Below are 20,445 nucleotides of genomic sequence, written 5' to 3'. Positions count from 1 at the left end.
ACATCATGTCAAAAGAAGTAAAATCAGTAGAATACGGATTAGAGAAAATATTTGAAGGAGCACAAGATTTCCTTCCATTATTAGGAACAGATTATGTAGAATTTTATGTAGGGAATGCAAAACAATCTGCACATTATTATAAAACCGCTTTCGGATATCAGTCATTAGCTTATGCCGGATTAGAAACTGGAGTAAAAGACAGAGCATCTTATGTTCTAAAACAAGATAAAATCAGAATTGTTTTAACTACGCCATTAACGGCAGATTCTCCAATAAACGAACATCTTAAAAAACATGGTGACGGCGTAAAAGTGGCAGCACTTTGGGTTGAAGACGCTACAAAATCTTACGAAGAAACAATGAAACGCGGCGCACGTTCTTTTATGGAACCAACCGTAGAAGAAGATGAATTTGGTCAAGTTGTCCGTTCTGGAATTTATACTTACGGAGAAACTGTTCACATTTTTGTAGAAAGAAAAAACTACAACGGTGTTTTCTTGCCAGGTTATAAAGAATGGAAATCAGATTACAACCCAGAACCAACGGGATTAAAATATATTGATCACATGGTTGGAAATGTGGGATGGAATGAAATGAATACTTGGGTAAAATTCTATGAAGACGTTATGGGATTTGTGAATTTCTTATCATTTGACGACAAACAAATTACCACAGAATATTCTGCATTGATGAGTAAAGTAATGTCAAACGGAAACGGAAGAATTAAATTCCCTATCAACGAGCCAGCTGAAGGAAAGAAAAAATCTCAAATTGAAGAATATTTAGATTTTTATGGCGGACCTGGAATTCAGCATATCGCTATTGCTACAGATGACATCATCAAAACAGTATCACAACTAAGAGCACGCGGGGTTGAATTTTTATCAGCTCCTCCGCATACATACTATGAAGCAATTCCTGAAAGATTAGGAGTTCATATGGATATGATGAAAGAAGATATCAATGAAATTGAAAAGTTAGCGATCATGGTCGATGCCGACGAAGATGGTTACCTTTTACAGATATTTACGAAGCCAGTTCAAGACAGACCGACGCTTTTCTTCGAAATTATTCAAAGAATGGGTGCAAAAGGGTTTGGCGCAGGTAACTTTAAGGCTCTGTTTGAGTCAATTGAGAGAGAGCAAGAATTGAGAGGAACTTTGTAAAATTGCATTATTTTTACATTATGCAAAAAAAATCTCTGCAAAATGATGATTTTTATGCAAATGTTATGTTAAACTTACTATTTGCTATTTTTTTTATACACTTTGTATCTATCTTTGCACTCGCAAATCAAGAAGGGGTGGTTTCCTTCTAATTTGATATAAATTTCATAATTTATAGTTTTTTGGTTAGTTAATAGCATAAAAACTCAGTCATTCCTTGACTGAGTTTTTTTGTTTTGGTACATTTGGAATAGAATTTGCATTTATTTACCTTTATTATGAAATGTAAAAATTGTACTATGAAAAAGTTCGTCCTCATTATATTGATTATAACGTCATTTAGTTTTGACACTCAAAAAGAAGACGCTTTTGATACTGGAGAATACTTCAAATTCAGAATTCATTACGGAATTGTAAATGCCGGATACGCGACTCTTGAGATTAAAGATGCTACAATAAACAATAAAAAAGTGCATCACGCCGTAGGAAAAGGCTACACAACCGGAATGTCAAAATTCTTTTTTAAAGTCGAAGACTTATACGAAAGCTACTTTGACAAAGAAACTGGAAGCCCATATCGCTATGTTCGCAAAATTGACGAAGGCGGTTACACTAAAAATCAAGAAGGTTTTTTTAATCTGCCCGAGAACAAAGTTTTAGTAAAAGATTACAAACGAAAAACCGAAAAAACAATTGTAGTTACTGATAATGTGCAAGATATTGTTTCGTCTTTTTATTATTTAAGAAACCATCCAAATATCGATAAACTAAAATCAGGAGAATCCATTACAATTGATATGTTTTTTGATGATGAAATCACAAAATTTAAGTTAAAATATGTAGGCCGTCAAGATATTACGACTAAATTTGGAACCGTTTCAACAATGGTTTTCAAACCTCTCGTACAAACTGGAAGAGTCTTTAAAGAAAAGGAAAGCTTAACACTCTGGATAACAGACGACGACAACAAAGTGCCAATCAGAATCAAAGCAGATCTTGCCGTTGGATCTCTAAAAGCAGATCTTGATGAATATAAAGGATTAAAAAATCCGCTTAAAGTTAAAAAGAAATGAACCTAACTGATCATTCAGAATCAATTTTAAAAGAAATTGACCTTAAATTTCAAGCCATAAATCAAAAAACTGATGTTCAGTTAGAAGGTTTGCTTTGGTCAAAACCAATTACATATTGGGATTATATACAAACTGATGCTCTTTTAAATTTACAAATACAACGCACCACACTTCCTGACGAAATGGTTTTCATCATGTATCATCAGGTAAACGAATTAATCTTTAAAATGATCTTGTGGGAAATTGACCAAATCGCTGATACAGAAAACATTCAAGCCGATTTTTTCAACGAAAGACTTTCAAGAATTACACGATATTTTGACATGCTTACGAATTCGTTCAGTATTATGGAGAACGGTATGGAAGTCGATCAATACATGAAATTTAGAAATACGCTTACTCCTGCCAGCGGTTTTCAAAGTGCACAATATAGAATGATCGAATTTGCATCTACAGATGTTATTAATTTAACAGACCGCAGATACAAAGCAAATTTTGACGAAAACACTGATCTTGAAACAAGTTTTGAGCATTTGTATTGGCAGGCGGCAGGAAAAGATTATCAAACTGGCGAAAAATCTTATTTACTAAATGAGTTTGAAAAAAAATATAAAGATCAGTTTTTAAGACAAATGACTTCGTTTAAAACGAAAAACATTTGGCAGAAATTCTCTCAACTACCTGTCGAAGATCAACAAAATAGTGATTTAATTGCAGCAATGCGCCACTACGACAAAACCGTAAATATTACTTGGGTAATGCAGCATTTAAATACTGCAAGAAAATACATCTTAGAAAGCGGAAAAGGAACGGGAGAAGCAACAGGCGGAAGCGACTGGCAAAAATATATGCACCCAAAATACCAACGACGCATCTTTTTTCCTAAATTGTGGACCGAAGATGAATTGTCTAACTGGGGGAACGAATAAACTACTTTAGTTTCCCAAAAAAATTAAAAGTTTGAAAAAAGCATTCGTAATTATAATAGTATTATTTTCAATATTTTCATGCAATAAAACCGCCGAAAAGGTTGAAACAAAAACTATTAAACCAAAAACTAAAAAAGTAGAATTTGGTTTTAATTATGCTGACTTCAATGTTGTTAATGACACTATCGAAAAAGGAGATTCTTTTGGTTCAATAATTCAAGGCCAAAATATTGGCGACAAACAAGTTCACAATATTGTCGAACAAGTAAAAGATTCTTTTAATGTAAGGTCAATTCGCTACAACAAACCCTTTACCTTACTTAGAGCTAAAAACAAAACGAACAAATTACAAGTATTTATCTACCAGCCGGATGCATTGTCTTATTATGTAATTGACTTAAGAGACAGTATCGCAAAAGCATATAAAAAAGTAAAACCCGTTACTTTAAAACGTAAAATTATTGGTGGTGTTTTAAAAAGCTCTTTATCTGAAACTCTTGGAAATGAGAGTGTAGAAACTGCACTTGCCAGCAGAATTACAAAAGTGTTCTCTTGGTCTATTGACTTCTTTAAACTAAAAAAAGGAGATCGTTACGGACTAATTTTCACAGAACGTTTTATCAATGGCAAAACTTATGATGGTGTCGAAGAACTAGAAGCTGCTTTTTTTGAATATAAAGGCAAAATCGTTTATGCATTTCCATTTGAAAGAGATACCACTTCAGGAAAAATTGAATATTATGATGACGAGGGAAAAACGTTAAAAAACTTTTTCTTAAAAACACCAATCAAATTCAGCCGAATCACTTCTCGCTTTACTGCGAATAGATTCCATCCTGTACAACATACTTGGAAAGCACATAAAGGAACAGATTATGCAGCGCCAACTGGAACTCCAATTTCAACAACTGCATCAGGAGTTGTCGAAGCGACAGGATATACTGCAGGAAATGGAAACTTTGTAAAAGTAAAACACAACGGAACCTACTCTACTCAATACCTACACATGTCGCGAATTTTAGTTCGACGCGGACAGCGTGTTACACAAGGACAAACCATTGGATTAGTAGGAAGTACAGGACTTGCAACTGGACCTCACGTTTGTTACCGATTCTGGAAGAATGGCGTTCAGGTAGATGCACTTCGACTTAATCTGCCAACTGGCGAATCTTTGACTGGAAATGACAGAACGCGTTTCATGAAACAAATCGAACCTTTGAAAAGAGAATTGGACAGTATTGGGAATTTGTAAATCTATCAAATAGCAAATATGAAAAACGCTCGGATTAAAGCAATTTACAATGAAACTTTTTCAGGTTTAAAACTGTTTTACAGAGATACAAATTTACCCGAGAACTTAATTTCGAATTACAAGATCGGACAGATCATTCAAGAAAAAGGTTTTACTGATATGACTTCAATTGGCGGTGGTCTTTTTGGAAATTTTAGATATTTAATTGCCAGCGCTCATCCTAAAGATTTATCAAAATTCAATCCTGATTCAGCAAAAATCGGACATTTTCTACTAGATTCGATTGCTTATTTTAAAGTTTTGGACATTCAGAAAATCGATGACAAAACACAGGTTTTTCTTTTAAATATTCCTGATACTTCAATTTCACTTTTTAAAAATTCTTCATCAAATCTTGAAGAACAAATTATCGAAAAGGCAAGAAAAAAATTCAGCACCAAAATCAATTCACCTTTAATTCCTGAATTACAAACCGAAAACTGGAAAGAAAGAACAAAGTCTCCAATTGGAATGAGCGACAATGGCGAATTATTCTTTGATGATTCTAAGATTAAAACAGAACCTTTAAAAAGAATAGAAATTAATACCGCCGAGAAAACTATTACTATTAACAAAAAACCTTGGTGGAAGATTTGGTAAAACTTTAATTCAAAAACATCTCTTTTTATCAAATCACAAGATTAATTAATGAAAAGAATACTATTTGCATTCTCGTCGACAATAATACTCGGATGTTCCAATCCAAAGATTTTCATTTTAAAGGACACAAATGAAAACAAATATTACGCATCAGAATTAATCAATAATGCTTTTAAAAATGATCAAATTGATGAATCTCCTCTAATCGTAATAAACGGAATTCCATTTAAATACAACAAACAGCAAGACACCATTTTATTACCGTTGAAAAAATCAGAGATCATAAATTTGGATTTTTTAAACAAGAATAGCAGTCGTATAATATATAACGAAAAAGAAAATGATGGCGCAGTCATAATAACGGCAAAAATTAAAAATTAAAAGCACTAATCTCATAAATCGTTTTCGTAACTATTTGTTATATAATCCCGAACCACTACCCTTTTAAAAGTTATTTCAGTATTTTTGTGTTTCTAAAAAAAACTAAACTTCAATAAAAATACAAATGGCTTTAAACACAACAAACCCAACCGGGACTGAAGCGTGGAAAAATCTGCAAAACCACTATAACGCAATTCACGAAACTACAATACAAGAATTATTTCAACAAGATAATGCTCGTGCTGCAAAATTTAACTTACAATGGAATGACTTTTTAGTTGATTATTCTAAAAACAATATCAGTCAAGAAACTATTTCATTATTATTAGAATTAGCAAATTCTATTGGATTAAAAGATGCAATCGCACAATATTTTGGCGGAGCAATCATTAATCAAACTGAAAACCGAGCTGTGTTACATACTGCTTTGCGTGCTCCAGAATCGGCAGTTATAAAAGTTGATGGAGAAAATGTAATTCCTGAAGTTTACGAAGTAAAAAACAAAATCAAAAACTTTACAGAGGAAGTAATTTCTGGACAAAGAAAAGGTTTTACTGGAAAAGCTTTTACTGATATTGTAAATATTGGAATTGGAGGTTCAGATCTTGGACCTGTTATGGCTGTTGAAGCTTTACAATTTTACAAAAATCACCTAAAAACACATTTCGTTTCAAATGTTGACGGCGATCACGTAAACGAGATAATCAAAAAATTAAACCCAGAAACTACACTTTTCTTAATCGTTTCTAAAACTTTTACCACTCAAGAAACTTTATCAAATTCTGAAACTATCAAAGAATGGTTTTTAAAATCAGCTTCACAAGAAGATATTGCAAAACACTTCGTGGCAGTTTCAACGAATATTCAAAAGGTAACAGAATTTGGAATTAATCCTGACAATATTTTCCCAATGTGGGATTGGGTTGGAGGAAGATTTTCTTTATGGAGTGCTGTTGGTTTGAGTATTGCCTTAGCAATTGGTTTTGATAACTACAACCAATTATTAGTTGGTGCAAACGAAATGGACGAGCATTTCAAATCGACAGAATTTGACGAGAACATTCCTGTAATTTTAGGTTTATTGAGTGTTTGGTACAACAACTTCTTTGGAGCCGAAAGTGAAGCTTTGATTCCATATACACAATATTTATCAAAACTAGCTCCTTACTTACAGCAGGCAACTATGGAAAGTAACGGAAAAAGTGTTGGTCGTGACGGAAAACCTGTTAACTACCAAACTGGAACAATTATTTGGGGAGAACCAGGAACAAATTCGCAGCATGCTTTCTTTCAATTAATTCACCAAGGAACAAAATTAATCCCAACGGATTTTATTGGATTCGTAAAGCCACTTTACGGAAATGAAGATCATCATGATAAATTAATGTCAAACTTTTTTGCCCAAACAGAAGCTTTAATGAACGGAAAAACTCCTACACAAGTTCAAGCTGAATTTGACAAACAAGAACTTCCTGCAGAAAAAGCGGCTTACTTATTGCCATTTAAAGTTTTTACAGGAAACAAACCAACCAATACAATCTTAATTCAAAAATTAACTCCTAAAAGCTTAGGATCATTAATTGCTTTATATGAACATAAGATTTTTGTTCAAGGTGTTATCTGGAATATTTTCAGCTTTGACCAATGGGGAGTTGAATTAGGAAAACAACTGGCAAACTCTATTTTAGATGAAATTAACTCTAAAACAGTAAAAAATCACGACAGTTCAACTACATTTTTATTGAACCACTTTTTGAAGAATAAATAAAACCTTAAAAAATAGAGTTTTATAACCTCCTGAAACGCCTTAAATTAACAAAATTTAAGGCGTTTTTTCGCATAAACAACCAGCAAAACCGCAGTTCACCGTAAAAATTTGCAAGTTTAACACTACACAACCCAACACATTCTTACGATTTTAACAAAAAACAGGCATGTAAAATCAAAAAAACGTTGTTTTATGCAAACAAAAAAGAAAAAATCATTTTAATACGCAACAAATTTTATAAAACTTACTTTTCTTAACATTTTGATAACACTATCTGATTTAATTGTTATAATTTTGCCAAAAACAAATAACAAAAACAACAAATGAAGAAAATGAAAAATTGGTTACTTACAGGACTATTTTTTATGGTAGTTTCAACTGTATTCTCTCAGGGAAAAATTACTGGTACTATTACTGATGGTATAGTTTCATTACCAGGAGCTAATGTAGTTATCAAAGGTTCTACAACATCAACATCTACTGATTTTGATGGAAAATTTACTATTGATTCGCCTACAGCTGCTGGAGAATTATACATCACTTACTTAGGTTACAACAACTTAACAGTAAAATTCACAGTTTCTAAAGGAGCTACAACTAACTTAGGAAAAATTGTTTTAGAATCTGATTCTAATCAATTAGAAGAAATTGTAGTAATGGGTAAAGGAATTATCGATTTAGCTAAAGATAGAAAAACTCCTATCGCAGTTTCTACTATTAAAGCTGCTGAAATTCAAGCTAAAATAGGTACTGCAGACATTACACAAACAATGGTAAACACTCCATCTGTTTATGTTGCTGGTCAATCTGGAGGTTACGGAGATTCAAGAATCAGTGTTCGTGGATTTGCTCAAGATAACACCGCTTTCTTATTAAACGGTCAACCAATCAACGGTATGGAAGACGGTAAAGTATACTGGTCTAACTGGTCTGGTTTATCTGATATCGCAAATGCTGTACAAATCCAAAGAGGTTTAGGATCTTCAAAATTAGCAATCTCTTCTGTAGGAGGTACTGTAAACTTTATTACAAAAGCTACTGAAAAAAATGAAGGTGGTTTTGTTTCTTTAGGAGTTGCAAATGATAATTACTTCAAAACTACTGCTGCTTACAACACAGGTATGAGCAAAAGCGGATGGGGAACAAGTGTAATGTTATCTCACTGGCAAGGTGATGGATACAATGACGGAACAAAAGGTGAAGGACAAACTTACTTTATTTCTGTTGGATATAAAGCTAATGACAAACACAGTTTCAACTTCTTGTTAACTGGTGCTCCACAATGGCACGATCAAAACTTTACAAAGTCTATTGACAGCTATTTAAAATACGGAAGAAAGTACAACAATAACTGGGGTACTCAAAACGGAGAATACAAATCTGAAAGAACAAACTACTACCACAAACCAGTTGCTAACATAAACTGGGATTATGATATTAGTGACAAAACACAACTTTCTACCGTATTATACGGATCTTGGGGAAGAGGTGGAGGAACTGGAAGCTACGGTACTAAACCTGCTACTGCTGCAGGAGGTCAAATAAATTTTGACGGTATCTTTGCAAGCAATCAAGCTATTATTAATGGTAAAGGAAATGCTGACGGTAGAAGTACAAATGGTGCTTACGTAATTAGAGCTAGTGTTAATAACCACGCTTGGTACGGTTTAGTATCTAACTTAAAAAACCAACTTACTGACAATTTAGCTTTAAATGTTGGTCTTGACTTAAGAACTTACAAAGGAACTCACTTCAGACAAGTTTCTGACTTCATGGGATTGTCAAGCTGGACTGATACAAGAAACCTTAAAGATGGTAATAGTAACCCAAGCGGTACTATGAAAAGTAACTATGTTACAGAATCTGGAAGAGCATTGCCTTGGCCTGCAACTTTCAACACAATTGCAGAAGACCAAAGAATTGATTACGATTACGGAGAAACTATTTCTTACGGTGGTGTATTTAGCCAGTTAGAATATTCAAAAGATAACTTTTCTGCATTCTTCCAAGGATCGCTTTCAAACCAATCTCACAGTAGAGTTGATAGATTCGATTACTTACCACAATACCAAGATTCTAAAAAAGTTAACAACGTAGGTTACAACGTAAAAGGAGGAACTAGCTACAAAATTGCTGAACAACATACAATTTATGCAAATGCTGGTTACTACAGCCGTCAACCTTACCACGATAACATCTATTTGAACTTTACAAATGCGGTAAACCCATTAACTAAAAACGAAAAAATATTTGGTCTTGAAGCTGGATATACTTTCGCTTCAAAAATAGTAACTGCAAGTGTTAATGCTTACAGAACTTCTTGGAAAGACAGAGTTACAACTACATCTACTACTGCTACTGCTGCTGATATTATTAAATATCCATCTTTACAATTAGGTGATTTAATTTACAAAACTAACGAAGGTGTTGAGCAGGTTCACACTGGTGTAGAGTTAGATTTCGTTGCAAAACCAACTCACAATCTTAACTTAACAGGATTCTTATCAGTTGGAGACTGGCAATACAAAGGTAATACAGTAACTACAACTAGAGACGAAAGCTTATCTACTTTAGACAAAGTTCAACAAGATGTTGACGGTGGAAAAGTTGGAGATGGTGCTCAAGTAACATACGGTTTAGGTTTCAGATATGAATTCGTTAAAAACCTTTCTATCGATGCTGACTGGAGATATTATGACAAATTATACTCAAATGTTGGGGCTGTCAAAAACAACTTAGAATTACCAAGCTACGATTTAGTTGACTCAGGTATCTCATACAAATTGTTTATTGGAAAAGGAAAACACGATTCTATCGGATTCAGAGTAAATGTTAACAATGTATTTGATGAAGTTTATTTGTCTGAATTGACTACAGCTACAGCTGTAACTCCAACTTCAAACAACTACAAAGGAATTAACGTTGCAAACACAGGATACTTTGGTTTAGGAAGAACTTGGAACTTTAGCTTACGCTACAATTTCTAATAAAGAACCAAACTAAATAAGAAAAAACGGCATTGACTTTTAAGTTTAATGCCGTTTTTTATTGCCCATTTTTGTTATATTTGTTTCAATTAAAATTTAATTTATGTACCATTTTTTACAAAAATTTCACTCAGGTTGGGCCTATTTAGCACTATTGCTTTTAGCAATTGCAGTAATAAATGCTATTATCGGCTTCTCTTCTAAAAAAGAATTTACAGCAAAAGATCGCAAGATTTCTTTATTTGCTTTAATCGGAACTCATACACAATTGTTGATTGGTTTAATCCTTTATTTTGTGTCTCCGTTAGGAAAAGCAGCTTTTGGACAAATGTCTAATGCTGAACTTAGATTAACTTCTTTAGAGCATCCGCTTATCAATATTATCGCCATTGTTTTAATTACTATTGGATGGTCAAAACATAAAAAGCTAATCAACAGCGAAGCAAAATTTAAAACATTTGCTATATTTTACGGATTAGGATTATTACTTATTTTAAGTAGAATTCCATGGAACCTTTGGTTCTAAAAACACCAATTAAAGCCCTAGAAAAATAGGGCTTTTTTTATCTCGGCATATTATTTGTACAAACTCCCCCAAGTCTGAAAAAAAATAAATCATGAGTAAAAAAAATATCATACTTACCACATTTGCAATAACTTTTTTAAGTTGCTTTACCTACATTATAAGCCAAACAAAACCAGTAATTGAACAAAAATCAACTCAAGACACTGTAAAGAATAACAGACCGAGCATAATTGCTATGCCAACCGACTCTGTTTTTACAGACAAAGGCTTGAAATTAAAACTATACAAAAAAACAGCTCACGCATCCTACTATGCAGATCGTTTTAATGGTAGAAAAACAGCTGACGGAAGTAGATTCAGCAACAGTAAATATACCGCAGCACATAAAAAACTTCCTTTTGGAACAAGAGTTAAAGTAACTAATGAAGCCAACGGAAAATTTGTAATTGTAAAAATCACTGACCGCGGTCCATTCGTAAAAACTCGTGAAATTGACCTTTCAAAACGAGCCTTTATGGAAATCACCAAAAATAAAGGTGCCGGCGCGATGAAAGTTACAATCGAAACAATAATAGAATAAAAAAATCCCGCCGTGAGCGGGATTTTTTATTATACAAACTTCTTAATACTCATCATAACTCCCGTGTGGAGTCCTTCATGATAATTATTAAAATCCAAAGCACCTTCAATATCCTTTAAAGTGTAACCTATACTTGTACTGTATTCCATGTAGTTAACAAAAATACCTTTCTCAAAATCGCTTTCAACTTGTTTTAAAGTTGACAAAAGAAGCCTTTTAATCTCATCAACCTCATCTTGAGAAACATCACCTTCTGGCTTAGTTCCTTTTTTATACTTTGCCATAAACTCTTCAGAAATATTTCCCGGTAAACCTGACAATTTATAAACTAAAGCTTGTTGAACAGATAAACAATGCCCCGCATTCCAAATTAAATTATTACTAAATCCTTCTGGAATTTTGTTTAATTGTTCTAATGTATAATTATCTAAAATCTTCAAAATAACTTCCCTAATGGTTTTCTGTACATTAAAAACTGATTTCATAAATATTTTTTTTTATAAAATTAATCATTTTTAAGTTTTAAATGATTTTTCTTTGCAGTCTAACAAACTTGTAAAAAAAATGAACAAAATATATTATTTAGCTTCTTGCGACACTTGCCGAAAAATCATTAAAAGTTTACCAGAAAACCATAATTTAGTTTTTCAAGACATCAGACAAAACCCGATTACCGAAACGGAACTTGAGGAAATGTATACGCTTTCTGGAAGCTATGAAGCATTATTCAGTAAAAAAGCACAATTGTACAAGTCAATGGATTTAAAAAACAAATCGTTGACTGAAGCCGATTTCAAAAAGTACATTTTAGAGCACTACACTTTCTTAAGTCGTCCCGTTTTTATTATTGACGGAAAAATTTACATCGGCAACAGCCAAAAAAATATAGCAGAAGTTATAAAAGTTTTGAGCTAGGATTTTTTCCTCGTTTATACAATTACACAGATTATTGAATTACAGCGCAAGACTTCAAACTTTTAGTTATCTTTGCGCCTTTATACTCAATTATATGATACAATCTATGACAGGGTTTGGCAAAGCTTCTTTGCAATTGCCTACAAAAAAAATTACCGTTGAAGTAAAGTCCTTAAATAGCAAAGGTTTAGATTTAAACGTAAGAATGCCGTCGCTTTATCGCGAAATGGAACTAGGTTTAAGAACTCAAATCGCAGCAAAACTGGAAAGAGGTAAAATTGATTTCGGAATTTATATCGAAAGCACCTCTGAACAAACTTCAACAAAAGTAAATGTACCTGTCGTAAAAAACTACATTGCCCAATTAAAAGAGGTTTATCCTGATGCAGATGAAACTGAGTTAATGAAAATGGCTGTTCGTATGCCAGATACATTAAAAACAGAACGCGAAGAAATCGACGAAAACGACTGGGAACAAATTCAAGTTATTATTGACGAAGCGCTTCAAAACATTCTTGGTTTTAGAAAAGATGAAGGAGAATCTCTTGAAAAGGAATTCAACTTAAGAATTGGTAATATTCGTCAATATATGAATGACGCTTTGGCATTAGATCCAGAACGTGTTCAAGCCATTAAAGATCGTTTACAAACTGCAATTTCAGAATTACAAGTTAATGTTGATGAAAATCGTTTTGAGCAGGAATTAATCTACTACTTAGAAAAGTTGGATATAACCGAAGAGAAAGTGCGTTTAACGAACCATTTAGACTATTTCTTAGAAACTTTAAATGGAAATGAAGCCAACGGTCGAAAACTAGGCTTTATTACTCAAGAAATGGGTCGTGAAATCAACACTATGGGTTCAAAATCAAATCACGCACAAATGCAAAAGCTGGTTGTGATGATGAAAGATGAATTAGAAAAGATTAAAGAACAGGTTTTGAATGTTTTGTAAAAATCAATTATGAAATATTATTTCATCTTTTTGTTTTTTACAATATTGAAATGTTTTGGGCAAGATATTTCTGAAATAAATAAGGTTTTAGAAATCCCAGATACATTAGAATTTCAAGAAATTCGCATTTATAAGGATTATTCTGTAACAAATGGAATGGAAATTTTTAGAATGTATGATGAAGGAAAGGACAATTGGAAAGTATATATCTTTTCGTTTGATAAAGCATCTAAAGCTGTAACTAAAATAAATGCAATACAATTTCCAAAAGAAAGTACTGGAAAATTAAATCCTGTTAATCCAAATTTGATTTGGCTGAATATTCTTCTTTGTAATGTTGAGTTTTTACCAAATTTAAAAAATATTGATTACAAACTGAAAGTTGCTAAAATAATAGCAGAAGACGGAGAATTTGGAATCTCCCAAAATAAAAAGCATGTATTAGATGGTGAATCTTACAGAGTATTCGTTAAAAATGGAAATAATGAAAATAATTTTTCCTTTGACAATCCAGCTTTCTATTTAAAATATTACCCAACAGTTGATGAATTAATTTCATATAATGAATTACTATCAATCATAAAAAAAGAGTTTAATCTTTGGGAAGATTGATTACATATAAATAAAAATGAACAAAGGAAAATTAATTGTTTTTTCAGCACCTTCAGGATCGGGAAAAACAACTATAGTAAAACATTTACTAGGGAAAGAAGATTTAAACTTAGAATTTTCGATCTCGGCAGCTTCTCGCGACCCACGCGGAGAAGAAGAACACGGAAAAGATTATTATTTTATTTCGTTAGAACAATTCAAAAAACATATTAAGGCCGAAGAATTCCTGGAATGGGAAGAAGTTTATCGCGATAATTTTTACGGCACATTAAAGTCGGAAATTGAGCGTATTTGGGCTTTAGGAAAAAATGTAATATTTGACATTGATGTTGCGGGCGGATTACGCATCAAACATAAATTTCCAGAACAAACTTTAGCCGTTTTCGTAAAACCTCCAAGTGTCGATGAACTAAAACGCCGATTAAAACAACGTTCTACTGAAAGTGACGATAAAATTAATATGCGAATTGCAAAAGCATCTGTCGAATTAGCGACAGCACCTCAATTTGACACTATTATAAAAAACTACGATTTAGATACTGCAAAAGAAGAAGCTTATCAATTGGTAAAAGAATTCATTTCTAAGTAATTAGTAAGGAGTAATTAGTAAATAGTCTAAAAATGAATGAAATAAGATCTTATAAAGATTTATTGATTTGGCAGAAAGGAATTAAAATTGTCTCTCTGATTTATCAATTAGTAAAATCATTCCCAAAAGAAGAATTGTTTGCTTTAACTAGTCAATTAAAAAGAGCTTCTGTATCGATTCCGTCAAATATAGCAGAAGGTTACGGCAGAAATACAGATAAATCTTTTAGTCATTTTTTAAATATTTCCAGAGGTTCATTGTTCGAAATTGAAACTCAATTACTAATTGCCAATGACCTTGGTTTTATAACTAGTCAAACTCTTTACAAAGAAATTTTAAATCAAATTGAAGAAGAATCAAAAATGATTAACGCTTTTTCTAAAACATTAAAAGACTAATCACTTTTTACTAATTACTAGTTACTTCAACTATGAAAATAGGACTTTACTTCGGAACGTATAACCCCATTCATGTTGGTCATTTGATCATTGCCAATCACATGGCTGAGTTTGCAGATTTAGATCAGATTTGGATGGTTGTTACCCCTCATAATCCGCTAAAAAAGAAAGCAACCCTACTCGATGATCATCACCGTTTGCAAATGGTCTTTCTAGCAACGGAAAAGTATCCGAAAATCAAACCTTCAGATATTGAGTTTAAACTGCCGCAGCCTAATTATACAATCGTTACGTTAGCGCATTTACAAGAAAAATACCCAAGTCATGAATTCTCTTTGATTATGGGCGAAGACAATCTAAAAACGCTTCATAAATGGAGAAACTACGAGGTGATTCTCGAAAACCATGATATTTATGTTTACCCGCGCATCTCTGATGAGCCAGAAAACACCGAATTAAAATCACATCCAAAAATTCATGTAATTGATGCTCCTATTGTAGAAATTTCATCAACTTTTATTCGAAACAACATTAAAGAAGGCAAAAACATTCAGCCTTTACTGCCTCCAAAAGTTTGGGAATATATCGATCACAATAATTTATATAAAAAATAAAAAATCATTTTACATACGATCTTGTCATTTCGAGGAACGAGAAATCACACTCGAAAATCCACAAAGTATAGCAACTTTAGGAATGAAATTTCGTGTGTGATTTTTAGGTCAAAATAACAAATAGAACACAAAAAAAAAGCCTGAATTTAAAATTCAGGCTTTCTTTTTATTTGTCAGTTCCTAGTTAACCGTTACACTTCTCTTTGGAATAGATGTACATTCTTGACCATCTTTTTTAACCGTAACCTCTGCCTTAGCTTCATACGTTCCAGCAGCAGCATAAATATGAGAAACATCTTTTCCAGTTGCTGTACTACCATCGCCAAATGTCCATTTTACAGAAACCAAAGTTCCTGTTCCGCTGTAACCAACTGAATAATTCATTATCTTAGGATTATTAGCATCTGTCGAATTATGTAATTTAACAAAAATTGACTCTGCCAAGCAATCTACTATCGCCTCGCTATCACTCTTACTGCAAGAATTACTCATAAAAACAGCTGCAATAAGAACTAACGCTGATACAAACTTTTTCATTTTTGAAAATTTTAGTGGTTTATGCATCAAAATTATTGTTTTAAACAACAAAAACAAATGATTTAAATCATAATCTGTTACCAAAAAACAATTTTAGTTCTTTTGAAATAATCTCAAAAAGCGCATTTAAATTATTGTTTTTGGGTGCTAGTAAATACACATATTCTTCTGGAACGTGAAAACTATTCCACACTAACTGTAGTTTATTCTCTTTAATAAAACTTCTTGCGTTACAATTCCACGTTACCGCCACTCCTTCATTTTTAGACAAAAGTCGCAGCATTTCAGATTCTGAAGGAATAATATAATTAGGAACCATTGAGGGTCTTTTTTTATTAAAAGCATGAAGCCAAAATAATTTTATATGCGGAATTCGGGCATCATGGCTGTACCATTTTTGACCATTCAACCATTGTTCTATCTCAACAAAATTATCTGCTTTTAATCTCTGACGAAATTCTGTTATATCTAAAGTTGTTGGCGCAACCACTATTAATTTAATTTTTCCAACAATTTCATAAGTGGTATCAAAAGTGTCAAACCTTTTTGTGGTTATTGCAAAATCAAGTTTTTTAGAATCGACTAATGCAAAAAGTTCATCGTTTTCGGCAAAGGTAAAATCGATTAAATCAAATTTTGAAATTAAAAGATTCCCTATACATTCAAAAAGGTGTTTTGAAATTCCAACAGAAATTAATCGGTTAGCATCTTCAGCTTTAGCTCTAAAACCAGCCTCGACACTTTCGAGCCTGTCCAGCGCATCTATAATCAAATTATTCAGTAACTTAGCATATTCCGTTGGCTCTACTCCTTTTGATTTTCGATTAAATAATTTATTCCCAACATGAGCTTCGAGCATAGAAATTTGCTGACTAACGGCCGGCTGACTCATAAATAATTCCTTTGCAGCCACCGAAAAATTGCCGTTTTTATAAACCGCCTTAAAAGTTCTGTACCATTCTAGATTTACCATGACATAAATTTATTTATAACAAACATAGTTTATTTTATTTTTACTAATATCACTTAAGCTGTAAATTTGTTCAAAATTTAATATTATGAAGAAAATAACTTTACTCGCAATAATTGCATTTACAGCTGTAAGCATTTCGGCTGTTGCTCAAAAATCAAATAAAAAAGAGATGAAAAAAGTATTATTTGTTGTTACCAGTAATGATAAGCTGGGCAATACAGGAGAAAAAACTGGATTTTGGTCAGAAGAATTTGCTGCACCATATTATGAGTTATTAGATCAGGGAGTCGAAATCACAATTGCTTCTCCTCTTGGCGGACAACCTCCAATTGATCCTAAAAGTGCCGATCCGTCATCAGCAACAGAAGACACAAAACGTTTTGATGCTGATAAGGTTTTACAAGAAAAGCTAAAAAACACTTTAAAACTTTCGACTATTAATCAAAAGGATTATGATGCCGTTTTTTATCCTGGAGGTCATGGCCCACTTTGGGATTTAGTTGAAGATAGAAATTCTATCTCCTTAATCGAGTCGTTTTATACACACAACAAACCTGTTGCTTTTGTATGTCATGCGCCAGCTGTTTTGAAAAACGTAAAAGTAAAAGGCGAATATTTAGTAAAAGGCAAAAAAATAACTGGATTTACTAATGACGAAGAAGAAGCTGTTGGCTTAACTAAAGTCGTTCCGTTTTTATTAGAAGATGCTTTATCATCAAACGGAGGTATTTTTTCAAAAGGACCAAACTGGCAGCCATATGCTGTTGAAGATGGACTTTTAATTACAGGTCAAAATCCAGCATCGTCTAAGCTAGTAGCTGGCAAATTATTACAAAAAATTAAATAAATAAGATGCTGAGGGACTGAGATGCTAAGATTCTAAGGTTCTGCTCTTAGGAACTAAAAAAAGTTAACGTCTCATAAGCAAATTGACAAATAAAAAAATTAACCAAGATGTTAAGATCTTGAATCCACTAAGAAAAAACCTTAGAACCTCAAAATCTTAGCATCTTAGAACCTTAAAAAAAATGCTAAACTTTGAATTATACAATCCGACGAATTTAATTTTCGGAAAAGGACAAATTGAAAAACTATCAACTCTAGTTCCAAAAGAGGCTAAAATTCTTTTGGCTTACGGAGGTGGAAGTATTTTTAAAAATGGTGTTTACGATCAAGTAATCGCAAACTTAAAGGGTTTTGAAATTGTGGAATTTGGCGGAATCGAACCAAATCCAAGATTCGAAACTTTAATGAAGGCAGTTGACGTTATTAAAACTGAAAAAATTAATTTTATTCTTGCCGTTGGCGGAGGATCAGTAATTGATGGTGTGAAATTTATCTCGGCAGCTGTAAATTTTGATGGAAATCCGATTGACATTCTGCAAAAAAGAATCTTAATTACAGAAAATGCGATGCCTTTTGGAACTGTTTTAACGCTGCCAGCGACTGGAAGCGAAATGAATTCAGGTTCTGTTGTAACTATCGAATCTACTCAGGAAAAACTTGCTTTTGGCGGAAGCGCAATGTTCCCAAAATTCTCTATTTGCGACCCAACGGTTATTGCTTCTTTACCAAAAAGACAAATTCAAAACGGTGTTGTTGATGCTTACACGCATGTAATGGAACAATACCTGACCTATCCGCATGAAGGTTTTTTACAAGACCGAATTGCTGAGGGAATTTTACAGACTTTAATTGAAATAGGTCCAAAAGTGGTTGAAAATCCAACTGATTATGCATTAGCTTCAAACTTTATGTGGAGTTGTACTATGGCGTTGAACGGATTAATTCAAAAAGGCGTTCCTCAAGATTGGGCAACTCATATGATAGGGCATGAATTAACTGCACTTTACGGAATTGATCATGCAAGAACTTTAGCTATTATTGGCCCAAGTTTATACAACGTAATGTTTGAGACTAAAAAAGGCAAACTGGCACAATATGGCCGACGTATTTTTAATCTTTCAGGATCTGATGATGAAGTGGCAAAAGAAGCAATTAATAAAACGGTAGAATTTTTCCATACAATGGGAATGGACACAAAACTATCTCAATACACAGAAAATTATAGTAATACTGCCGATTTCATAGTAAATCGTTTTGACGAAAGAGGTTGGAAAGGTCTAGGAGAAAATCAATTAATAACTTTAGACAAAGTAAAATCTATTGTTGAACTTAGTTATTAACTAATCAGTAAAAATCAACTGTAAGTGCTAAAAAATGAGTACTGACAACTAATAAAAAAAGGCGTTCTTAACTAGTTTAAGAGCGCCTTTTTAAAATACTAAAACAAAACTAACTAACTCAATTCTTGCTAAACTCATTAAATTCTAATTTATAAACAGTTACAACGTAAGGATTTTATTTTTATTGTGTTTCTCAAAAAATATTTTTTACTTTAATTGAAAACTGCTGAAAACCATTGCTATTATATACAAGCAAATAAATTTCTTAAATCAGATTTTGTATTATTACTACTTTATTAAGTACTTTTGTTTTAAATTATTAAAATAATGAGTGAAAAGTTAAAATTTGCAGTAATTGGAGGAGGAAGCTGGGCAACGGCAATTGCAAAAATGTTGTGCGTTAATCTTTCAGAAATTGCGTGGTATATGCGTAATGAATCTGCGATCGAACATATTCAGAAATACAAACACAATCCAAATTACCTAAGCTCTGTTGAGTTTGACACTAACAAGCTTAAACTAACCAGCAATATAAATGAAGCGATCGAATATGCAGATTACATCATTTTTGCTATCCCATCTGCTTTTTTAGATGCCGAATTAAAAAACATGACGGTTTCTTTATCTGATAAAATTATTTTTTCAGCAATTAAAGGTATCGTTCCTGAAACAAGTTTAATTGTTGGCGAGCATTTTCATATTCAATACGATATTCCATATTACAACATAGGAGTTATTACAGGTCCTTGTCATGCTGAAGAAGTGGCATTAGAAAGGCTTTCTTATCTGACAATTGCTTGCGGTGATCCCGAAAAAGCTTCTACTGTAGCAAAATCTCTTTCAGGAAATTATATTAAAGCTAAAATTTCAGACGACATTATCGGAACTGAATACGCAGCAATGCTTAAAAACATTTACGCAATTGCTGCCGGAATTGCACATGGTTTAGGTTATGGCGACAATTTCCAATCGGTTATGATGAGTAACGGAATTCGCGAAATGAAAAAATTCATTCGTAAAGTGCATAAAATGAAACGTAACATTAATGATTCTGCTTATTTGGGCGATTTATTAGTTACAGGATATTCTATTTTTTCAAGAAATAGGATGTTCGGAAATATGATTGGAAAAGGATATACCGTAAAAAGCGCCATGATGGAAATGAGCATGGTTGCCGAAGGTTATTACGCTACAAAAAGCGCTTACAAACTAAATCAAGGTTACGGAGCAAAAACACCTATTATAGACGCTGTTTATGCTGTTTTATACGAAGGAAAAGATGCAAAATCTGTATTTAAGAAATTAACGGAGTCTTTGGATTAAGTATTCAGTGGTCAGTTTTTAGTGATCAGATAAAATAAAAAA

Annotated in this window: 22 protein-coding genes; 19 read left to right on the top strand and 3 right to left on the bottom strand. The window is 32.7% G+C overall.

What is annotated here, in order from left to right; all coding sequences use genetic code 11:
• Positions 1-5 precede the first annotated feature (5 nt).
• The 10 genes from hppD to BOW55_RS05690 all read left to right on the top strand — a co-directional run bounded on the left by hppD (position 6) and on the right by BOW55_RS05690 (position 11,301).
• Complete coding sequence (gene hppD / locus BOW55_RS05735; protein WP_129023358.1) at positions 6-1,166, top strand: 4-hydroxyphenylpyruvate dioxygenase; 1,161 nt, start codon at positions 6-8, stop codon at positions 1,164-1,166.
• A 299-nt stretch (positions 1,167-1,465) separates the two neighbouring features.
• On the top strand, positions 1,466-2,239 hold the full coding sequence (locus tag BOW55_RS05730; protein ID WP_129023357.1) for a DUF3108 domain-containing protein: 774 nt from the start codon (positions 1,466-1,468) through the stop codon (positions 2,237-2,239).
• Complete coding sequence (locus BOW55_RS05725) at positions 2,236-3,168, top strand: tryptophan 2,3-dioxygenase family protein (RefSeq protein ID WP_129023356.1); 933 nt, start codon at positions 2,236-2,238, stop codon at positions 3,166-3,168. The genes BOW55_RS05730 and BOW55_RS05725 overlap by 4 nt, the downstream gene beginning before the upstream one ends.
• A gap of 31 nt (positions 3,169-3,199) precedes the next feature.
• Entirely contained in the window at positions 3,200-4,420 is a 1,221-nt protein-coding gene (locus BOW55_RS05720) for a peptidoglycan DD-metalloendopeptidase family protein (RefSeq protein WP_089053315.1), read from the top strand.
• A gap of 18 nt (positions 4,421-4,438) precedes the next feature.
• Positions 4,439-5,059: a hypothetical protein gene (locus tag BOW55_RS05715; RefSeq protein WP_129023355.1), complete on the top strand. Its 621-nt coding sequence runs from the start codon at positions 4,439-4,441 to the stop codon at positions 5,057-5,059.
• Between the two features lie 48 nt (positions 5,060-5,107).
• Positions 5,108-5,440 (top strand): hypothetical protein, encoded by a 333-nt coding sequence (locus BOW55_RS05710; RefSeq protein WP_129023354.1) that lies wholly within the window; start codon positions 5,108-5,110, stop codon positions 5,438-5,440.
• A 124-nt stretch (positions 5,441-5,564) separates the two neighbouring features.
• Positions 5,565-7,208, top strand: coding sequence for a glucose-6-phosphate isomerase (gene pgi / locus BOW55_RS05705; RefSeq protein WP_129023353.1), 1,644 nt, complete (start codon positions 5,565-5,567; stop codon positions 7,206-7,208).
• A gap of 332 nt (positions 7,209-7,540) precedes the next feature.
• Positions 7,541-10,195: a TonB-dependent receptor gene (locus tag BOW55_RS05700; protein ID WP_371414511.1), complete on the top strand. Its 2,655-nt coding sequence runs from the start codon at positions 7,541-7,543 to the stop codon at positions 10,193-10,195.
• A 103-nt stretch (positions 10,196-10,298) separates the two neighbouring features.
• Complete coding sequence (locus BOW55_RS05695; RefSeq protein ID WP_089057133.1) at positions 10,299-10,721, top strand: hypothetical protein; 423 nt, start codon at positions 10,299-10,301, stop codon at positions 10,719-10,721.
• A 91-nt stretch (positions 10,722-10,812) separates the two neighbouring features.
• The gene (locus BOW55_RS05690; RefSeq protein WP_099717978.1) at positions 10,813-11,301 is read left to right on the top strand and encodes a septal ring lytic transglycosylase RlpA family protein; all 489 of its coding nucleotides are present in this window, start codon (positions 10,813-10,815) and stop codon (positions 11,299-11,301) included.
• A 29-nt stretch (positions 11,302-11,330) separates the two neighbouring features.
• Here BOW55_RS05690 and BOW55_RS05685 read toward each other — a convergent pair whose 3' ends face one another.
• The gene (locus tag BOW55_RS05685) at positions 11,331-11,786 is read right to left on the bottom strand and encodes a DinB family protein (protein WP_129023351.1); all 456 of its coding nucleotides are present in this window, start codon (positions 11,784-11,786) and stop codon (positions 11,331-11,333) included.
• Positions 11,787-11,865: 79 nt separating this feature from the next.
• Between BOW55_RS05685 and BOW55_RS05680 the strand changes: the two genes are divergently transcribed.
• The 6 genes from BOW55_RS05680 to nadD all read left to right on the top strand — a co-directional run bounded on the left by BOW55_RS05680 (position 11,866) and on the right by nadD (position 15,384).
• Positions 11,866-12,216 carry an arsenate reductase family protein gene (locus BOW55_RS05680; protein ID WP_129023350.1) on the top strand — a complete coding sequence of 117 codons (351 nt, stop codon included), beginning with the start codon at positions 11,866-11,868 and terminating at the stop codon, positions 12,214-12,216.
• Positions 12,217-12,310: 94 nt separating this feature from the next.
• A complete protein-coding gene (locus BOW55_RS05675; protein ID WP_089053324.1) occupies positions 12,311-13,171 on the top strand; it encodes a YicC/YloC family endoribonuclease in 861 nt (286 codons plus the stop codon).
• 9 nt (positions 13,172-13,180) lie between these two features.
• Positions 13,181-13,783, top strand: coding sequence for a hypothetical protein (locus BOW55_RS05670; RefSeq protein ID WP_129023349.1), 603 nt, complete (start codon positions 13,181-13,183; stop codon positions 13,781-13,783).
• 16 nt (positions 13,784-13,799) lie between these two features.
• The gene (gene gmk / locus BOW55_RS05665) at positions 13,800-14,372 is read left to right on the top strand and encodes a guanylate kinase (RefSeq protein WP_129023348.1); all 573 of its coding nucleotides are present in this window, start codon (positions 13,800-13,802) and stop codon (positions 14,370-14,372) included.
• 32 nt (positions 14,373-14,404) lie between these two features.
• On the top strand, positions 14,405-14,770 hold the full coding sequence (locus BOW55_RS05660; protein WP_129023347.1) for a four helix bundle protein: 366 nt from the start codon (positions 14,405-14,407) through the stop codon (positions 14,768-14,770).
• Positions 14,771-14,802: 32 nt separating this feature from the next.
• Entirely contained in the window at positions 14,803-15,384 is a 582-nt protein-coding gene (gene nadD, locus BOW55_RS05655; RefSeq protein WP_129023346.1) for a nicotinate (nicotinamide) nucleotide adenylyltransferase, read from the top strand.
• A gap of 180 nt (positions 15,385-15,564) precedes the next feature.
• Here nadD and BOW55_RS05650 read toward each other — a convergent pair whose 3' ends face one another.
• Both BOW55_RS05650 and BOW55_RS05645 read right to left on the bottom strand, forming a co-directional pair.
• On the bottom strand, positions 15,565-15,921 hold the full coding sequence (locus tag BOW55_RS05650; RefSeq protein ID WP_129023345.1) for a PKD domain-containing protein: 357 nt from the start codon (positions 15,919-15,921) through the stop codon (positions 15,565-15,567).
• A gap of 67 nt (positions 15,922-15,988) precedes the next feature.
• Complete coding sequence (locus tag BOW55_RS05645) at positions 15,989-16,894, bottom strand: LysR family transcriptional regulator (protein ID WP_129023344.1); 906 nt, start codon at positions 16,892-16,894, stop codon at positions 15,989-15,991.
• A gap of 85 nt (positions 16,895-16,979) precedes the next feature.
• On the opposite strand from BOW55_RS05645, the gene BOW55_RS05640 reads away from it, so the two are divergent.
• The 3 genes from BOW55_RS05640 to BOW55_RS05630 all read left to right on the top strand — a co-directional run bounded on the left by BOW55_RS05640 (position 16,980) and on the right by BOW55_RS05630 (position 20,403).
• Complete coding sequence (locus tag BOW55_RS05640) at positions 16,980-17,741, top strand: type 1 glutamine amidotransferase domain-containing protein (protein ID WP_164975005.1); 762 nt, start codon at positions 16,980-16,982, stop codon at positions 17,739-17,741.
• A 181-nt stretch (positions 17,742-17,922) separates the two neighbouring features.
• Entirely contained in the window at positions 17,923-19,080 is a 1,158-nt protein-coding gene (locus BOW55_RS05635; protein ID WP_129023343.1) for an iron-containing alcohol dehydrogenase, read from the top strand.
• Positions 19,081-19,407: 327 nt separating this feature from the next.
• Positions 19,408-20,403 carry an NAD(P)H-dependent glycerol-3-phosphate dehydrogenase gene (locus BOW55_RS05630; protein WP_089053330.1) on the top strand — a complete coding sequence of 332 codons (996 nt, stop codon included), beginning with the start codon at positions 19,408-19,410 and terminating at the stop codon, positions 20,401-20,403.
• The last annotated feature ends 42 nt before the right edge of the window (positions 20,404-20,445 follow it).

Origin of the sequence: Flavobacterium sp. YO12 (assembly GCF_004119495.1) — a bacterium.
Taxonomy (GTDB): Bacteria; Bacteroidota; Bacteroidia; order Flavobacteriales; family Flavobacteriaceae; genus Flavobacterium.
Note: the sequence above shows the minus strand (reverse complement) of the source record. Positions and strands in the feature narration are given on the sequence as shown.

Coding starts and splice junctions, on each gene's coding strand:
- nadD (WP_129023346.1), top strand. CDS start 14,803: ATGAAAATAGGACTTTACTTCGGAACGTATAACCCCATTCATGTTGGT.
- BOW55_RS05685 (WP_129023351.1), bottom strand. CDS start 11,786: ATGAAATCAGTTTTTAATGTACAGAAAACCATTAGGGAAGTTATTTTG.
- BOW55_RS05675 (WP_089053324.1), top strand. CDS start 12,311: ATGATACAATCTATGACAGGGTTTGGCAAAGCTTCTTTGCAATTGCCT.
- BOW55_RS05650 (WP_129023345.1), bottom strand. CDS start 15,921: ATGAAAAAGTTTGTATCAGCGTTAGTTCTTATTGCAGCTGTTTTTATG.
- hppD (WP_129023358.1), top strand. CDS start 6: ATGTCAAAAGAAGTAAAATCAGTAGAATACGGATTAGAGAAAATATTT.
- BOW55_RS05630 (WP_089053330.1), top strand. CDS start 19,408: ATGAGTGAAAAGTTAAAATTTGCAGTAATTGGAGGAGGAAGCTGGGCA.
- BOW55_RS05690 (WP_099717978.1), top strand. CDS start 10,813: ATGAGTAAAAAAAATATCATACTTACCACATTTGCAATAACTTTTTTA.
- BOW55_RS05695 (WP_089057133.1), top strand. CDS start 10,299: ATGTACCATTTTTTACAAAAATTTCACTCAGGTTGGGCCTATTTAGCA.
- BOW55_RS05710 (WP_129023354.1), top strand. CDS start 5,108: ATGAAAAGAATACTATTTGCATTCTCGTCGACAATAATACTCGGATGT.
- BOW55_RS05715 (WP_129023355.1), top strand. CDS start 4,439: ATGAAAAACGCTCGGATTAAAGCAATTTACAATGAAACTTTTTCAGGT.
- BOW55_RS05700 (WP_371414511.1), top strand. CDS start 7,541: ATGAAAAATTGGTTACTTACAGGACTATTTTTTATGGTAGTTTCAACT.
- BOW55_RS05680 (WP_129023350.1), top strand. CDS start 11,866: ATGAACAAAATATATTATTTAGCTTCTTGCGACACTTGCCGAAAAATC.
- BOW55_RS05635 (WP_129023343.1), top strand. CDS start 17,923: ATGCTAAACTTTGAATTATACAATCCGACGAATTTAATTTTCGGAAAA.
- BOW55_RS05730 (WP_129023357.1), top strand. CDS start 1,466: ATGAAAAAGTTCGTCCTCATTATATTGATTATAACGTCATTTAGTTTT.
- BOW55_RS05670 (WP_129023349.1), top strand. CDS start 13,181: ATGAAATATTATTTCATCTTTTTGTTTTTTACAATATTGAAATGTTTT.
- BOW55_RS05640 (WP_164975005.1), top strand. CDS start 16,980: ATGAAGAAAATAACTTTACTCGCAATAATTGCATTTACAGCTGTAAGC.
- BOW55_RS05645 (WP_129023344.1), bottom strand. CDS start 16,894: ATGGTAAATCTAGAATGGTACAGAACTTTTAAGGCGGTTTATAAAAAC.
- BOW55_RS05725 (WP_129023356.1), top strand. CDS start 2,236: ATGAACCTAACTGATCATTCAGAATCAATTTTAAAAGAAATTGACCTT.
- pgi (WP_129023353.1), top strand. CDS start 5,565: ATGGCTTTAAACACAACAAACCCAACCGGGACTGAAGCGTGGAAAAAT.
- gmk (WP_129023348.1), top strand. CDS start 13,800: ATGAACAAAGGAAAATTAATTGTTTTTTCAGCACCTTCAGGATCGGGA.
- BOW55_RS05660 (WP_129023347.1), top strand. CDS start 14,405: ATGAATGAAATAAGATCTTATAAAGATTTATTGATTTGGCAGAAAGGA.